We start from the raw sequence: 13855 nt of genomic DNA on the forward strand, positions 1-13855 counted from the left end.
CAACTGCGGTGGAAGCGGAGTGGCAATTGACACAGAAAGACCATGGAAATTTTAAAGAAAAGATAACAATTTGACAAGAAAGGGAAGCGATGGGTAAAAACAATAAATACACAAATTTTTGTCTTTTGTGACGTGTGCTTAGCATTAGTGCATGGAAGATTACCAATAAAAAAAGCCTGGCACATGGCCAGGCTTTTTTGACACTCGTGAGAGTGCGTACCAAAAGCGAATTAACGCTTGGAGTACTGCGGACGCTTACGCGCTTTGTGCAGACCGACTTTCTTACGCTCAACCTTACGGGCATCGCGAGTAACAAAGCCAGCTTTACGCAGTTCGGAACGCAGGGTCTCGTCGTACTGCATCAGAGCACGAGTGATACCGTGGCGGATCGCACCAGCTTGACCGGAGATGCCACCACCGTTAACGGTGATGTACAGATCCAGTTTCTCGGTCATCTCTACCAGCTCCAGCGGCTGACGAACTACCATGCGGGCAGTCGGACGGCCGAAGTATTGCTCCAGGGAGCGCTGGTTGATTACGATTTTACCGCTACCCGCTTTGATGAAGACGCGAGCAGTGGAGCTTTTGCGACGGCCGGTACCGTAGTATTGATTTTCTGCCATGTTGCCAGTTCCCGTTAGATATCCAGTACTTGAGGTTGCTGAGCAGCATGAGCGTGCTCTGCGCCTGCGTAAACTTTCAGCTTACGGAACATGGCACGGCCCAGCGGGCCCTTCGGCAGCATGCCCTTGACGGCAGCTTCGATTACCATTTCCGGCTTACGCTGAATCAGCTTGTCAAAGCTGATGGACTTGATACCACCCGGGAAACCGGAGTGAGCGTGGTACATTTTGTCGGTAAATTTCTTACCGGTTACGTGTACCTTCTCGGCGTTTACAACGATGATGTAGTCACCGGTGTCAACGTGCGGAGTGTACTCGGCTTTGTGCTTACCACGCAGACGAGCAGCGATCTCGGTTGCGATACGACCCAGAGTTTTACCTTCTGCGTCCACAATGTACCAGTCACGTTTTACGGTTTCTGGCTTGGCAACGAAAGTTTTCATTAAGTTAAACCCAATTACCTGTTACAGACCCAATTGCTTATGGGGGCTCTCCCACAAACAACAAACGATGGCCTACCTGTACCCCTTCGAATACAAGTAAAGCTTAAAGTGTTGCTGTCTTATCGACAGCTGTAACGTGGGCCGGGCGATTATAAGTGAAGTTGCCTTAAATATCACCTGCTAATTTCACTGCCATGAAGCTAGCAAATGTCGCCCGGCCCTACCTGCCGCAGATGCCCATCCGACTGGCAGGCGCGGTATTGTGACTAAGGAAGGTGCACTCTTGCAAGGTATTCGTGCGATTGCATCTCCTGGAGCCGTGAAAGACAGCGCTTGAATTCGAAATTCAGCAGGCCATCCCCGTATAGCTCGGCCATGGGCACCGATGCCGACAGGATGAGCTTCACGTGCCGCTCGTAGAACTCGTCCACCATGGCGATGAAGCGGCGGGCGGCATCGTCCGTGCCTGTGCCCATGGGCTGCACGTTGGCTAGCAGGACAGTGTGAAACTCCCGGGCCAGTTCGATGTAGTCCCCTTGGGATCGCGGGGTGCAACAGAGCTGTTCGAACTCCATGTAAAGCACCCCCTCCCCCATACCCAATACGCTCAGCTGGCGGTGGTTGACCTCCAGCACGGCGGTTGTCGCCTGCGCCATGCCGGTCAGTTGTCCGAAATAGCGATCCAGGTTGGTCCTGGCCTGCTGATCCAGCGGGAAATGGTAGATCTCCGCCTGCTCCAGCGTGCGCAAGCGATAGTCGGTGCCGCCATCCACGTTCAGAATTTCGCAATGGCGCTCGATGAGGGCGATGGCAGGCAGGAAGCGCGCCCGCTGCAGGCCGTTGCGATAGAGATCCTTGGGCGGGATGTTGGAGGTGGCCACCAGCACCACGCCATGGCCGAACAGCGCCTGGAACAGGGTACCCAGCAACATGGCATCCGTAATGTCGGAGACGAAGAACTCGTCGAAGCAGATGACATCGACCTCACTGGCCAGCTTGCTGGCGATGAGCTTGAGAGGGTCTGCCTGGCCGGTCAGTCCCTTGAGCTCGTCATGCACCCGGTGCATGAACCGGTGGAAGTGGACACGCAGCTTGCGCTCTCCGGGCAGGCTGTCAAAGAAAGTATCCATCAGCCAGGTCTTGCCTCTGCCCACGCCGCCCCACATATATAACCCCTGGATGGGGTCGCGGCTCTTCGGCTTTTGCAGCCAGCCCAGCAGACTGCGGGATCTGGTCGGAGTCGGGCTGGCGCACAGATCCTGATAGAGTCGTTCCAGGCGGGTCACGGCCATTGCCTGGGCCGGGTCGGCCACAAAGCCGGGACGCTGCAAATCCTGCTGATATTTTTGCTGCGGGGTCATCCTGTAAACCGCCTCCAAGTCCCTGAATGAGGGACAAAATGGTATCACGCTCTCGGGGGGCACGGTATAGTGCCAGCGAGGCGTTGCGGTCAATCCGACCGTTTCAAATTCATCGATTTAGCTGTAACAAGGAGCTTCTATGACTCTGTTTAACGGGATCCTGCTGGCGATTGCCGCCCTGATCATCGGCGTAGTGATCGGCCGTTTCTCTGTCCGCAGCCGGGATGCCGGACGCCTGGAACAAGAACTGAAAAAGGCTCACAAGGAGCTGGAAAGCTATCAGGGCCAGATCACCACCCACTTCGCCGACAGCGCCGCCCTGATGGAGCAACTGGCCGAGCAGTACCAGACCCTCTATCGCCACATGGCAGAGCAGAGCAAGTTCCTGGCCAAGGTACAGGAGCCGCTGTTCCGCGAGCCCGACATGGAGGAGGCAAACGAAGCCATCTCCAGCGAGGAACCGGGTCAGCCTCCCCGCGACTACGCAGGTGCCTCCGGTCTGCTCAAGCAACCTGGCTAGTCTCTGCTGGAACTAATTACGCCTTATCGTGGTCAGACCTTGACGATTGCACTGCAACTTTTTCTGGGAGCTGTTTCTCATATGCGTAAATCTCTTTCTGTATTCAGTGTCTTAGCCCTCAGTGTCGGTATCGCCATGTCCGCAGCACCGGCGCAAGCCGCCCTGCCCCTGCTGGCGAACAACCAGGAGATGCCGAGCCTGGCCCCCGTACTCGAGCAGGTGACCCCTGCCGTGGTCAACATCTCCGTCTCTGGCAAGAAGATCACCCGCCAGCGCCTGCCGGAACAATTCCGCTTCTTCTTCGGTCCCAACATGCCTGACGAGCAGGTGAGCGAGCAGCCCTTCCAGGCGCTCGGTTCCGGCGTCATCATCGATGCCAAGAAGGGCTATGTGATCACCAACGCCCACGTGGTCCACGAGGCGGACGAGATCAAGGTCAACCTGAAGGATGGTCGTGAATACGCGGCCAAGAAGATCGGGGAAGACAAGCAGTCGGACATCGCCCTGCTGCAAATCAAGGCCGAGGATCTGGTGCAGATCAAGTTCGCCGACTCCGACGAGCTCCGGGTCGGTGACTACGCGCTGGCCATCGGCAACCCCTTCGGCCTGGGCCAGACAGTGACCTCCGGCATCGTCAGTGCGCTCGGTCGCAGCGGCCTGAACATCGAAAATCTGGAAAACTTCATCCAGACCGATGCGGCCATCAACTCCGGCAACTCCGGCGGCGCCCTGCTCAACCTGCGCGGGGAGCTGATCGGCATCAACACCGCCATCCTGGGTCCGAATGGCGGCAACATCGGCATCGGCTTTGCCATCCCGTCCAACATGGTGCGCGACCTGTCAGAGCAGATCGTGAAGTACGGTGAAGTGCGCCGAGGCCAGCTGGGGATCACCGGCACCGAGCTCACCTCCGAGATTGCCAAGACCTTCGGCTACAACAAGAAGGACGGCGCCTTCGTCAATCAGGTCATGCCTGATTCCGCAGCCGCCAAGGCGGGCATCAAGGCGGGCGACATCATCATCAGCATCGATGGCAAGCCTATCCGCTCCTTCGGTGAGCTGCGTGCCAAGATCGCCACCATGGGGGCCGACAAGCAGGTCTCTCTCGGCCTTATCCGCGACGGCAAGGAGCAGACCGTCAAGGTCACCCTGAAAAAGGCGGATGACAGCGAGATGCTTGCCAGCGCCCTGCACCCGGCTCTGGAAGGCGCCAAGCTCAGCACCATCACCGATCCCGTTACCGGCGTCGCCGTCTCCGACATCGATCCGCGCTCCCCTGCCGCCGCCTCCGGCCTGCAGAAGGGCGACATCATCATCGGGGTCAACCGCCTGCGTATCAACTCCATGGGCGAACTGACCAAGGCACTGAAGAACAAGCCGGAAGTCCTGGCGCTGAACATCCAGCGCGGCGACTCCTCGCTCTATTTGGTGATCCGTTAAGTCCCTCACACCCGCGGCGACCGCCGCGGGTGATTTTTATCCATCGATAGTGTTATTCTCTGCGCGCAGCGTGTACGGACGAGAATGACATGAAAATCCCACCTTTGATCAGTTACTTGGGCAAGTCTGTCGGCTTTGGCCTCACCGTGGCTGCACTCCTGTTGTTGCTGTTTCCCAGTTTTCGCGGAGGCGCGCACCTGCCGGGCCTCATCACCAATGCCCGTGAACTGAGCTTCTCCTACGCAGCCCATCGCGCCGGCCCTGCCGTCGTCAACATCTACACCCGCAGTTTCGCCGGCAATCGCGGCGAGAAGGTCGAACTCAGGCCTCAGGGACTGGGCTCCGGCGTCATCATGAACCAGCGCGGTCACGTGCTGACCAACTATCACGTCATCGCCGATGCGGATCAGATCATCGTCGCCCTGCAGGATGGCCGGGTGTTCAGCGCCGAGCTGGTTGGCACCGACAAGTTGACTGATCTGGCGGTGCTCTACATCGAGTCGGACAACCTGCCGGTGATCCCGCAGGATCCGGATAGGCTGCCGGACGTGGGGGACGTGGTGCTCGCCATCGGCAACCCCTACAACGTCGGCCAGACCATCACCCAGGGCATCATCAGCGCCACCGGCCGCATCGGCCTCTCCAGCATGGGGCCGGACAGCAACGGCCGGCAGGATCTGCTGCAGACCGACGCCGCCATCAACGAGGGCAACTCCGGAGGAGCCCTGGTCAACGGCCGCGGCGATCTGGTGGGCATCAACACCGCCGCCTATCACCTCAACGGCAACCAGGAGAGCTACGGCATCAGCTTCGCCATTCCCTACAAGCTGGCCAAGCGCATCATGGATGAGCTGATCGCCAACGGCAGGGTCATTCGCGGCTACCTCGGCATCTCCAGCGTCGAGATCAACCCCATAGTGGCGCGCATGCTGAATCTGGGCGATCTGCAGGGCCTGGTGGTGGAGAGCCTGGATCCCAACGGCCCCGCCACCAAGGCCGGTCTCAAGCGTGGGGACGTGCTGCTCAAGATCAACGGCGAGGCTATCACGGGCGTGCGTCCCGTCATGGACAAGATCGTCGAGAGCCGCCCAGGCACCAAACTCACCATCTCGGTGATCCGCAACGGCAAACCGCTGGACGTCGACGTCGTCATCGAAGAGGACCTGCGCTACCAGAATCAGAACCTGCCGACCAGCGGCGCCGTCCCCGCCACCTGACGGCAAGCCGATCGGAGAAGGGCCCTGGGGGCCCTTTTTTTGAGCCTGCCAGCCATGGACCACTCTCCGTTCGTGAACCTTCTCACACTTCTTGCCTGAGGTTTTTCGGCGGCAGGCGCCACCAAAATGCGCCCCGGATCACAGCGTACCGGCGTTCTTGGCCCCACTTTCTCGCGCCCCGCCACAAAAACAGTCTCTTGCGACGCCTTTTCACCTGAATTTCCGTTTCGAATCGGAAAAAGCCTGCCTCCTCCCCCTCGCGCCCCCGCCTTAAGGTACCTCCATCCTTTCTGCCAGCCTGGAGAGCAGACCTTGAATACCGACCCCCATGACAGCCCCCTGACCCCGGACAGCCCGGCGCTGCTGCGCAAGACCGATCTCACCCTGGCCCGCATCCATAACCTGCTGGCGGATCAGGGCATCCGTCCCAACGAGGTACAGCTGCAGATGCTGGCTTCCCACGTCAAGGCCATGGTGTGGCGCTCCCATAGCGGGGAATCCCTGCCGGAGGTCGACCTCAGCCTGTTCGAGGAGATCTCCCCCCTCTCCCTGCGCCTCGCCGAACAGGTCGTCAGCTGGCTGGAGCGACTCGCCTACGAGGAGGCGCACCTCCTGTCCGTCCATTTCGAAGTTGCCAAAGAAAATGAACTCAGCTCAGTCAAAGGAGAAAGCTAAATGACAGCCATCAAACTCGTGATTGGAGATCGTCTCGGCAAGGGTCAGAAGGTGGGAGCGGGCGCAGAAGCCGCCGGTGCTGCCGTGACCGTGATCCCCGGCATGGCCGCCGACATGAAGCTCGGTGATGTGATGAACAGGGAGCAGGCCGATCTCGGCATCTCCTTCTGCGGCAGCGGTGGCGCGGGCGCCATCACCGCCCAGACCAAATACGGCTACAAGTGCCGCTACGGCATGCGCTCCATCGAGGAGGGCGTTACCGCCATCAACGAGGGGTGCGTGGTGCTGGGCTTCGGCTTCATGGACAAGGAAGAGCTGGGCCAGAAGCTCGTCGAGGCCTTCGCCAAGAAACACGGACGCGCCTGATGAAAGAACACTTCACCACCCAGGTGACCGTCAACGGCAAGGGGGCGACCCGCCAGCAGGCGTTCGCCGCCGCCCTCAGCCAGGTGCAACCCGGCCTGCTCAAGGAGAACCCCCGGGTGATGCTGCGCATCGAGCCCCTCGAGGTCGAGGTGCTTGAGGCCGAGGAGTCGGTAAGGGTGGAGAAGTTCCTGTTCTTCTTCCTGCCGCGCCAGCGCCGCGAGTTCCGGGTCCGGCTGGCGATCACCGTCAAGGTCACCAGCCTGGACGTCGACAAGGTGAACTTCACCCTGATCTGACCCCACAACCAAAAGGACAAGTTGGATGTTTCTAATCATTTTGATGAAGTCACTCATCATCGGCGGCCTGGTCGGCGTCGGGGTGGGGGCAGGCGCGGCGCGGATGTTCCACGCCCCGACCGTACAAGGCATGGGGGCCTTCCGCACCCTGGGCGAGCTCAACTCCTGCGAGGGGGATCCCGCCTCCCACTTCTCGTTCGGTCTGGGCTTCTTCTTCAACGCCTGGGCCTCCACGGTCGCGGCCGGGGCCTTCACCCAGGACGTGGATCACCGCATTCTGCCGAACTGGGGTGCTGCGGCCCTGATGTTCAAGAACCGGGATCTCGCCACCACCCTGCATGACCCCAAAAAGATGGCCATCGCCTGCGGCATCATAGGGGCCATCGTGGTCGCCTTCCTCAACAGCACGGCCGCCGCCGTCCCCGCCGCCCTGCAGGTTACTGCGGTCAAGGTGCTGGTACCGGCCGCCAACCTGCTGGTCAACACCGTCATGCCGGTGATCTTCTGGCTGGCCGCCATCGAGGCGGGCAAGAAGTCCGGTTTCTGGGCCACCATCTTCGGCGGTCTGGCGCAGCTCATCATGGGCAACGCCGTGCCGGGTCTGGTGCTCGGCATCCTGATCGGCAAGGGGGTGGAAGAGAGCGGCTGGAACCACGTCACCCGCGTCATGATGAGCGCCATCGTGCTGCTGTTCGTGCTGAGCGGCTTCTTCCGCGGCTTTGACATGAAACTGATCGAGTCCTTCCACCTGGGCATCCCCCTGTGGCTGGAAAACGTCCACAACCTGCTGAGCGGCAAATAAGGGGTCACACCATGGATGAGAAACTGAGAAACAACTTCTGGTATGCCGACTGGTCCTTCCCCATCTTCGTCGGCCTGCTCTCCTCCGGCGTCTTCGCCGGTACCCACATGTTCTACCTCTACGGGGTCGGCGCCTTCAACGAGGTCGCTTTCGTCGCCATGCTCAAGGCCGGGATGGACACGGGTGCCTACGGCGCGGTGGCCGCCTTCGGCGCCAGCTTCCTGTTTGCCCGCATCATCGAGGGCTCCCTGGTGGGGATACTGGACATCGGCGGCGCCATCCAGACCGGGGTGGGCCTTGGCGTGCCCGCCCTGCTGCTGGGGGCCGGGATCGTCTACCCGGTGGAGAACTTCACCGCCTCCCTGGTCACCGGCATGGCGATTGGCTTGGCCATCGGCTACGTGATCATCCTGGCGCGCAAGTTCACCATCAACCAGAGCGACTCCACCTACGGGGCTGACGTCATGATGGGGGCCGGCAACAGCTCCGGCCGCTTCCTCGGCCCCCTGATCATCCTCTCCGCCATGGGCGCCTCCATCCCCATCGGCATCGGCTCCCTGCTGGGCGCCCTGGTGTTCTACCTCTGGGAGAAACCCATCACGGGGGGCGCCATCCTGGGAGCCATGCTGTTCGGCACCTTCTTCCCCATCGCCCTGGCATAAGCCGGCGCCACACCCGCCGCCCTTAGGGGCGGCACTGTCGAGGTCACCAGCATGTACGACACGATCATCAGGGCGGGACGCCTGGGAAACGGGCAGCTCGTCGACATCGCCATCAAGAATGGCAAGATAGCGGCGCTGGGTTCGCTGCCAGAGAGCACTGAGGCGAAGCAAACCCTCACTCTGGCCGGACAGGTTCATGTGAGCGCCGGCTGGATCGACGGCCACACCCACTGCTACCCCGCCTCCCCCATCTATTGCGATGAGCCGGACAAGGTGGGGGTAGCGTCAGGTGTCACCACTGTCATCGACGCCGGCAGCACCGGAGCCGACGACGTGGACGACTTCCAGCAGATCGCCGCCGGCTGCAAGACCCGGGTCCACGCCCTGCTCAACATCTCCCGCATCGGCCTCTTGCGCCAGAACGAGCTGGCCAATCCCGCTGACATCGACCCCGCCCTCGCCCAGGCAGCCATCCGGCGCCACCCCTCCTTCATCGTCGGCATCAAGGCGCGTATGAGCGGCAGCGTGGTGGGCGAGAGCGGCCTGCAGCCCCTGCGCGTGGCCAAGCAGATCCAGCGGGACAATGGCAACCTGCCGCTGATGGTGCACGTGGGCAACACGCCGCCGGATCTCGACGAGATCGTCGCCCTGCTGGGGGATGGCGACCTGCTGACCCACTGCTTCAATGGCAAGCCGAACCGCATCCTGACTCCGGCGGGTGAACTGCGCCAGGCGGTGCGCGAGGCGATGCAGCGAGGACTGTTGCTCGACATCGGCCACGGCGGCGCCAGCTTCAGCTTCGAGGTGGCGGAGCTGGCCATCCGCCAGGGGATCCTGCCCCACACCATCAGCTCCGACATCTACTGCAAGAACCGCATCAAGGGGCCCGTCTACAGCCTGGCCCACGTGATGTCGAAATTCCTCGCCATCGGCATGACCCTGGAACAGGTGCTCGCCTGCGTCACCCACCAGGCCGCCGATGCCCTGCGCCTGCCCGGCAAGGGGCGCCTCGAGGTGGGCGCCGATGCCGACCTGACCCTGTTCCAGGTCGCAAGCGACCCGATTCTCTTTGCCGATACCGAGGCCGCTACCCGCCACGGCGACCGGCACCTGCTCCCCCTCGCCGCCCTGGTCGGCGGCGAACTGGTTCTGACTCACAACGGGAAATCACACCATGCCTTCTGTGTATGAGAAATATCAGCTCAAACCGGTGATCAACGCCTCCGGGCGCATGACCCTGCTCGGCGTCTCCACTCCCGAGCAGGAGGTGGTCGACGCGGTCAACTTCGGACTCGGCCACTACTTCGAGGTCAAAGACTTGATCGACAAGACCGGCGCCTACATCGCCGGCCTGCTGGGGGCCGAGGATGCGGTGGTGGTCTCCTGCGCCAGCGCCGGCATCGCCCAGTCGGTGGCCGCCATGATAGTGCGCGGCGACCCCTACCGCCTCGAACATCTCCACGCCCATGACCACGGGGTACCAAGCGAGATCGTGCTGCCCAAGGGGCACAATGTGAACTTTGGCGCCCCCGTCGGCACCATGGTCAGCCTGGGGGGTGGCAAGGTGGTAGAAGCAGGCTATGCCAACGAGTGCTCTGCCGCCCAGCTGGCCGCCGCCATCAATGCCAATACCGCCGCCATCCTCTATATCAAGTCCCACCACTGCGTGCAGAAGAGCATTCTGTCGGTGACCGAGGCAGCCGAGGTAGCCAGGGCCCACGGGCTCCCGCTCATCGTCGATGCGGCGGCGGAGGAGGAGCTGCGTCTCTACTACAACCAGGGAGCGGATCTGGTCATCTATAGCGGGGCCAAGGCCATCGAGGGGCCCACCAGCGGGCTGGTGCTCGGCAAACGCCAGTATGTGGCGTGGGTCAAGCAGCAGGGCAACGGCATCGGACGCGCCATGAAGGTAGGCAAGGAGGGGATCCTCGGCCTGACTCACGCCATCGAGCGCTACCTGGCCAAAGAGAAGGAGAGCGGTGCCGCCATGGTCGCCAAGATGACCCCCTTCATCGAAGGCCTAAACCAGCTGTCCGGTGTCACCGCCAAGGTGGTATGGGACAGCGCTGGGCGTGACATTGCCCGCACCGACATCGCCTTCGACCACCAGCAGATCGGCATGACCACGGTGCAGGTCGTTGCCCGCCTGCAGCAGGGCACGCCGGCCATCTACTGTCGCGGCTACAAGGCCAACGAGGGGCACATCGAGATCGACGTGCGCAGCGTTACCGTCCCCCAGCTCGACCAGATCCATGCCGCCATTGCCCACCTCGTTCAGGAGAACAACTGATGTCACTGACTCCCAATTACTACCGCGGTCAGATTTGCCTCAACGCGTTGCCGGGTTTCACACAGCATGCCGTCGTCGACAGCCACCTCTAATCCAGGAGAACTCCTTATGTCTCTTACGCCCAATTACTACCGCGATCGGGTCTGCCTCAACGTGCTGGCTGGCTCCAGAGAGAATGCCGTCGAGATTTATGAAGCCGCCGAGGGCCACGTGCTGGTCGGCGTGCTCTCCAAGAACTACCCGGATGTCCCTGCCGCCGTCGCCGACATGAAGGAGTACGCGGCGCTCATCGACAACGCCCTCTCCATCGGGCTGGGGGCTGGCGATCCGCGCCAGTCCGCCATGGTGGCCGAGCTGGCTCGCCAGTTGCAGCCCCAACACGTCAACCAGGTATTCACTGGCGTCGGTGCCAGCCGGGCGCTGCTCGGTCAGTCTGCCACCCTGGTGAATGGCTTGATCTCTCCCACCGGCACGCCGGGCATGGTGAAGATCTCCACCGGTCCCCTGAGCAGCCAGCAGCCGGACGGGATAGTGCCTATCGACACCGCCATCGCCCTGCTCAAGGACATGGGCGGCAACTCGGTCAAGTTCTTCCCCATGGGCGGGCTGGCCTGCCGCGCCGAGTATCAGACTGTGGCCGAGGCCTGCGCCCGCCACGGCTTCTGGCTGGAGCCCACTGGTGGCATCGATCTGGACAACTTCGAGGAGATAGTGCGGATCGCGCTGGATGCCGGGGTCGAGAAGGTGATCCCCCACGTCTACAGCTCCATCATCGATAGCGCAAGCGGTCAGACCCGGCCCGAGGATGTGCGCACCCTGCTCACCATGGTGAAGGGGCTGCTGGCCTGATAGCCAGGGGCACCGGTCCGATCACTGACCGGTGCCTGGCTTGTCATTGACCCCCTTGTTAACATCGACCCACAGTGCGCGACAGGAGTCCCCTTTTCCCCCATGATCAAGCTGCCCCACCCCAGGCTCCACCAACTGCTGGTCCTGCTCCACGCCGAGCCCTTGCCTCAGGAGGAGCTGGCCCGCCGCCTCAATGTCTCCACCCGTACCGTGCGCACCGACGTGGCGACCCTGAACGAGCTCATCATCACCCAGGGCGCCCATCTGATCCACCAGCGTGGCAGCGGCTACCAGCTCAAGATCTACAATCAGGGGCTGTTCGACGCCTTGCTGGCGGCACAGGGGCAGGAGAGCGCCCTGCCCCGCACCAGCCGCGAGCGGGTGCTGCACCTGCAGATCCTGCTGCTGACGGCGGAACAGGGGATCAAGCTCGACGAGTTGGCGGACACCTGGTACCTGAGCAGGGCGGCACTGCAGGGAGACATGGCGGAGGTGCGGGAGCGGCTCGCTCACTTCGGGCTCGCCATCGACAGCAAGCCGAGGCTCGGGATGCGCATTCAGGGGAACGAGACGGCGATCCGCGCCTGCCTCACCCAGCTGCTCTGTCAGGAACTGTTGCACCAGCATCCACTCCAGAGCCTGCTGCCTACCCTCTGCCCCAGCAAGACGCTGGAGGTCGTGGGCAACCACATTCACGAACAGCTCGGCCGACATCAGCTGCGCCTCGCCGACGAGAGCCTGCAGCAAGTCACCGTCTACTGCGCCGTAGCCCTGCTTCGGCAAGCCTCCGGCCACGAACTGATCCAGTTTGCCAGCGACGACATCACCCCGCCCCTGGCGGCAGTGGCCCGCGACATCTATGCCGCCCTGCCCACCCTGACGCCACCAGGGGAGGAGGAGATCGCCTGCCTCGCCATCCAGATCCAGGCCCGTCTCACGGCCGACACCCCCCAGCTCGGCCCGACCATGGCCGCCGAGAGCAAGCAACTGACGGAGCACCTGCTGGCCTACATCCACCAGCACTACCCCTATGACCTTCGCGGCGATCCTCAGCTGCGGGGCGACCTGCAGACCCATATCAGCGCCATGCTGCTGCGGGTCAAGTACCAGATCGGCAGCCACAACCCGCTGGCGGACCACATCAAGCAGTATTACCCCCTTGCCTACGACATCACCCTGGCCGCCATCTCGGAGTGGATCAGGCAGACCCCGTACCGGCTGACCCACCATGAAATCGGCTACCTGGTGATCCACATCGGGGTCGGGCTTGAGCGCCACTACGACATCGGTTACGCCCGGCGCCCCCAGGCGCTGCTGCTGTGCGACGCGGGCAATGCCACCTTCCGGGTGCTGGAGGCGCGCATCCGGCGGGAGTATCCCCAACTTCAGCTGATGACGCTGGAGTCGGTACGGGATTATGAAGGGCTGGCGCGGGTCGAGCAGGACTTTGTCGTCAGCACCGTCAAGGTGAGCGAGAAGAACGTACCCGTGGTGCAGGTAGCCCCCTTCCCGACCCAGTATCAGCTGGAGCAGCTCGGCAAGCTGGTGCTCATCGATCGCACCCGCCCCTATCTGCTCGACAAGTATTTCGATGCCGAGCACTTCATGGTGGTGAGGGAACCGATCAGCCAGGACGAGCTGTTTGCCCGCATCTGCTCCCAGCTGGAGCGCGAGGACCTGGTGGAGAGCGGCTTTCGGGGATCCCTGCACGAACGGGAACGCATCGTCTCCACCATGCTGGGGGAAGGGATCGCCCTGCCTCACTCCCTCGGTCTGCTGGCGCGCCGCACCCTGGTCTATACCGTGCTGGCCCCCCAGGGGATCGACTGGGGCAATGGCGAGACCGCCACCCTCATCTTCGTGCTGGCCATCGCCAAGGCCGACTATGAGGAGGCGATGGGGCTCTACGACCTGTTTCTGGCACTGATGAACGAAAAAGCCAGCAGGAACCTGCTGGCTTGTCGGGACTTTGCCGCCTTCAAGGCGCTGGCGCGCTGCGCCTCCTGAGGCGAGGCGGGGCCGCTTACTCCTCGTTGAAACCCGAGGTAAACAGCGCCACCACCGCGGCCAGTGCCTCCACCTCTTCGGGGCCCTCCACCTGGACTTCCACCTGCTTGCCCTGGGCGGAATCCAGCATCAGCAGGCCGATCACGCTGTCCGCGTCGGCCTCGACCCCTTCCTCGTTGCGCAGCAGCACGTGGGCATCGAATCCCTGCACCAGCTCGAACAGCATCATGGCCGGTCTGGCGTGGATGCCTAGCTTGTTTTTGACTTCTACCGAGGCGGAAACTGTCATCTGAGCATCCTGTGG

Annotated in this window: 16 protein-coding genes; 12 read left to right on the forward strand and 4 right to left on the reverse strand. The window is 62.2% G+C overall.

Going from position 1 to position 13855, the window contains the following annotated elements; translation table 11 throughout:
* Positions 1 to 230 precede the first annotated feature (230 nt).
* The 3 genes from rpsI to zapE form a co-directional block, all read right to left on the reverse strand.
* The gene (gene rpsI, locus J9885_RS00515) at positions 231 to 623 is read right to left on the reverse strand and encodes a 30S ribosomal protein S9 (RefSeq protein ID WP_005336286.1); all 393 of its coding nucleotides are present in this window, start codon (positions 621 to 623) and stop codon (positions 231 to 233) included.
* Positions 624 to 637: 14 nt separating this feature from the next.
* Positions 638 to 1066 carry a 50S ribosomal protein L13 gene (gene rplM / locus J9885_RS00520; protein WP_005336289.1) on the reverse strand — a complete coding sequence of 143 codons (429 nt, stop codon included), beginning with the start codon at positions 1064 to 1066 and terminating at the stop codon, positions 638 to 640.
* A gap of 266 nt (positions 1067 to 1332) precedes the next feature.
* Complete coding sequence (zapE, locus tag J9885_RS00525; RefSeq protein ID WP_210547756.1) at positions 1333 to 2427, reverse strand: cell division protein ZapE; 1095 nt, start codon at positions 2425 to 2427, stop codon at positions 1333 to 1335.
* Positions 2428 to 2566: 139 nt separating this feature from the next.
* On the opposite strand from zapE, the gene J9885_RS00530 reads away from it, so the two are divergent.
* The 12 genes from J9885_RS00530 to J9885_RS00585 all read left to right on the forward strand — a co-directional run bounded on the left by J9885_RS00530 (position 2567) and on the right by J9885_RS00585 (position 13551).
* Positions 2567 to 2947 (forward strand): YhcB family protein, encoded by a 381-nt coding sequence (locus tag J9885_RS00530; RefSeq protein ID WP_201985183.1) that lies wholly within the window; start codon positions 2567 to 2569, stop codon positions 2945 to 2947.
* An 81-nt stretch (positions 2948 to 3028) separates the two neighbouring features.
* Positions 3029 to 4387, forward strand: coding sequence for a Do family serine endopeptidase (locus J9885_RS00535; protein WP_043762658.1), 1359 nt, complete (start codon positions 3029 to 3031; stop codon positions 4385 to 4387).
* A gap of 89 nt (positions 4388 to 4476) precedes the next feature.
* The gene (gene degS, locus J9885_RS00540) at positions 4477 to 5604 is read left to right on the forward strand and encodes an outer membrane-stress sensor serine endopeptidase DegS (RefSeq protein WP_134694725.1); all 1128 of its coding nucleotides are present in this window, start codon (positions 4477 to 4479) and stop codon (positions 5602 to 5604) included.
* Between the two features lie 312 nt (positions 5605 to 5916).
* Complete coding sequence (locus J9885_RS00545; RefSeq protein WP_043762655.1) at positions 5917 to 6279, forward strand: PRD domain-containing protein; 363 nt, start codon at positions 5917 to 5919, stop codon at positions 6277 to 6279.
* On the forward strand, positions 6280 to 6645 hold the full coding sequence (locus tag J9885_RS00550) for an SFCGS family glycine-rich protein (protein WP_043762653.1): 366 nt from the start codon (positions 6280 to 6282) through the stop codon (positions 6643 to 6645).
* On the forward strand, positions 6645 to 6941 hold the full coding sequence (locus J9885_RS00555) for a DUF4312 family protein (RefSeq protein ID WP_043809095.1): 297 nt from the start codon (positions 6645 to 6647) through the stop codon (positions 6939 to 6941). Before J9885_RS00550 ends, J9885_RS00555 begins: the two co-directional genes overlap by 1 nt.
* 25 nt (positions 6942 to 6966) lie before the next feature.
* Complete coding sequence (locus J9885_RS00560; protein ID WP_043762650.1) at positions 6967 to 7743, forward strand: DUF4311 domain-containing protein; 777 nt, start codon at positions 6967 to 6969, stop codon at positions 7741 to 7743.
* 11 nt (positions 7744 to 7754) lie between these two features.
* Positions 7755 to 8405: a DUF4310 family protein gene (locus tag J9885_RS00565; RefSeq protein ID WP_043762648.1), complete on the forward strand. Its 651-nt coding sequence runs from the start codon at positions 7755 to 7757 to the stop codon at positions 8403 to 8405.
* 51 nt (positions 8406 to 8456) lie between these two features.
* On the forward strand, positions 8457 to 9596 hold the full coding sequence (locus J9885_RS00570; protein ID WP_210547757.1) for an amidohydrolase/deacetylase family metallohydrolase: 1140 nt from the start codon (positions 8457 to 8459) through the stop codon (positions 9594 to 9596).
* The gene (locus tag J9885_RS00575) at positions 9580 to 10695 is read left to right on the forward strand and encodes a DgaE family pyridoxal phosphate-dependent ammonia lyase (protein WP_210547758.1); all 1116 of its coding nucleotides are present in this window, start codon (positions 9580 to 9582) and stop codon (positions 10693 to 10695) included. The genes J9885_RS00570 and J9885_RS00575 overlap by 17 nt, the downstream gene beginning before the upstream one ends.
* Before the next feature lie 108 nt (positions 10696 to 10803).
* A complete protein-coding gene (locus J9885_RS00580; protein WP_210547759.1) occupies positions 10804 to 11544 on the forward strand; it encodes a KDGP aldolase family protein in 741 nt (246 codons plus the stop codon).
* A 102-nt stretch (positions 11545 to 11646) separates the two neighbouring features.
* On the forward strand, positions 11647 to 13551 hold the full coding sequence (locus tag J9885_RS00585) for a PTS sugar transporter subunit IIA (protein ID WP_210547760.1): 1905 nt from the start codon (positions 11647 to 11649) through the stop codon (positions 13549 to 13551).
* A 16-nt stretch (positions 13552 to 13567) separates the two neighbouring features.
* Here the strand turns inward: J9885_RS00585 and npr are convergent, their stop codons facing one another.
* The gene (gene npr / locus J9885_RS00590; protein WP_010675868.1) at positions 13568 to 13840 is read right to left on the reverse strand and encodes a PTS phosphocarrier protein NPr; all 273 of its coding nucleotides are present in this window, start codon (positions 13838 to 13840) and stop codon (positions 13568 to 13570) included.
* Positions 13841 to 13855 lie beyond the last annotated feature (15 nt).

Source organism: Aeromonas sp. SrichE-2G (assembly GCF_017939565.1).
Classification (GTDB): domain Bacteria; phylum Pseudomonadota; class Gammaproteobacteria; order Enterobacterales; family Aeromonadaceae; genus Aeromonas; species Aeromonas taiwanensis.

Coding starts and splice junctions, on each gene's coding strand:
- zapE (WP_210547756.1), bottom strand. CDS start 2,427: ATGACCCCGCAGCAAAAATATCAGCAGGATTTGCAGCGTCCCGGCTTT.
- J9885_RS00550 (WP_043762653.1), top strand. CDS start 6,280: ATGACAGCCATCAAACTCGTGATTGGAGATCGTCTCGGCAAGGGTCAG.
- rpsI (WP_005336286.1), bottom strand. CDS start 623: ATGGCAGAAAATCAATACTACGGTACCGGCCGTCGCAAAAGCTCCACT.
- npr (WP_010675868.1), bottom strand. CDS start 13,840: ATGACAGTTTCCGCCTCGGTAGAAGTCAAAAACAAGCTAGGCATCCAC.
- J9885_RS00585 (WP_210547760.1), top strand. CDS start 11,647: ATGATCAAGCTGCCCCACCCCAGGCTCCACCAACTGCTGGTCCTGCTC.
- rplM (WP_005336289.1), bottom strand. CDS start 1,066: ATGAAAACTTTCGTTGCCAAGCCAGAAACCGTAAAACGTGACTGGTAC.
- J9885_RS00570 (WP_210547757.1), top strand. CDS start 8,457: ATGTACGACACGATCATCAGGGCGGGACGCCTGGGAAACGGGCAGCTC.
- J9885_RS00555 (WP_043809095.1), top strand. CDS start 6,645: ATGAAAGAACACTTCACCACCCAGGTGACCGTCAACGGCAAGGGGGCG.
- J9885_RS00535 (WP_043762658.1), top strand. CDS start 3,029: ATGCGTAAATCTCTTTCTGTATTCAGTGTCTTAGCCCTCAGTGTCGGT.
- degS (WP_134694725.1), top strand. CDS start 4,477: ATGAAAATCCCACCTTTGATCAGTTACTTGGGCAAGTCTGTCGGCTTT.
- J9885_RS00560 (WP_043762650.1), top strand. CDS start 6,967: ATGTTTCTAATCATTTTGATGAAGTCACTCATCATCGGCGGCCTGGTC.
- J9885_RS00565 (WP_043762648.1), top strand. CDS start 7,755: ATGGATGAGAAACTGAGAAACAACTTCTGGTATGCCGACTGGTCCTTC.
- J9885_RS00580 (WP_210547759.1), top strand. CDS start 10,804: ATGTCTCTTACGCCCAATTACTACCGCGATCGGGTCTGCCTCAACGTG.
- J9885_RS00575 (WP_210547758.1), top strand. CDS start 9,580: ATGCCTTCTGTGTATGAGAAATATCAGCTCAAACCGGTGATCAACGCC.
- J9885_RS00530 (WP_201985183.1), top strand. CDS start 2,567: ATGACTCTGTTTAACGGGATCCTGCTGGCGATTGCCGCCCTGATCATC.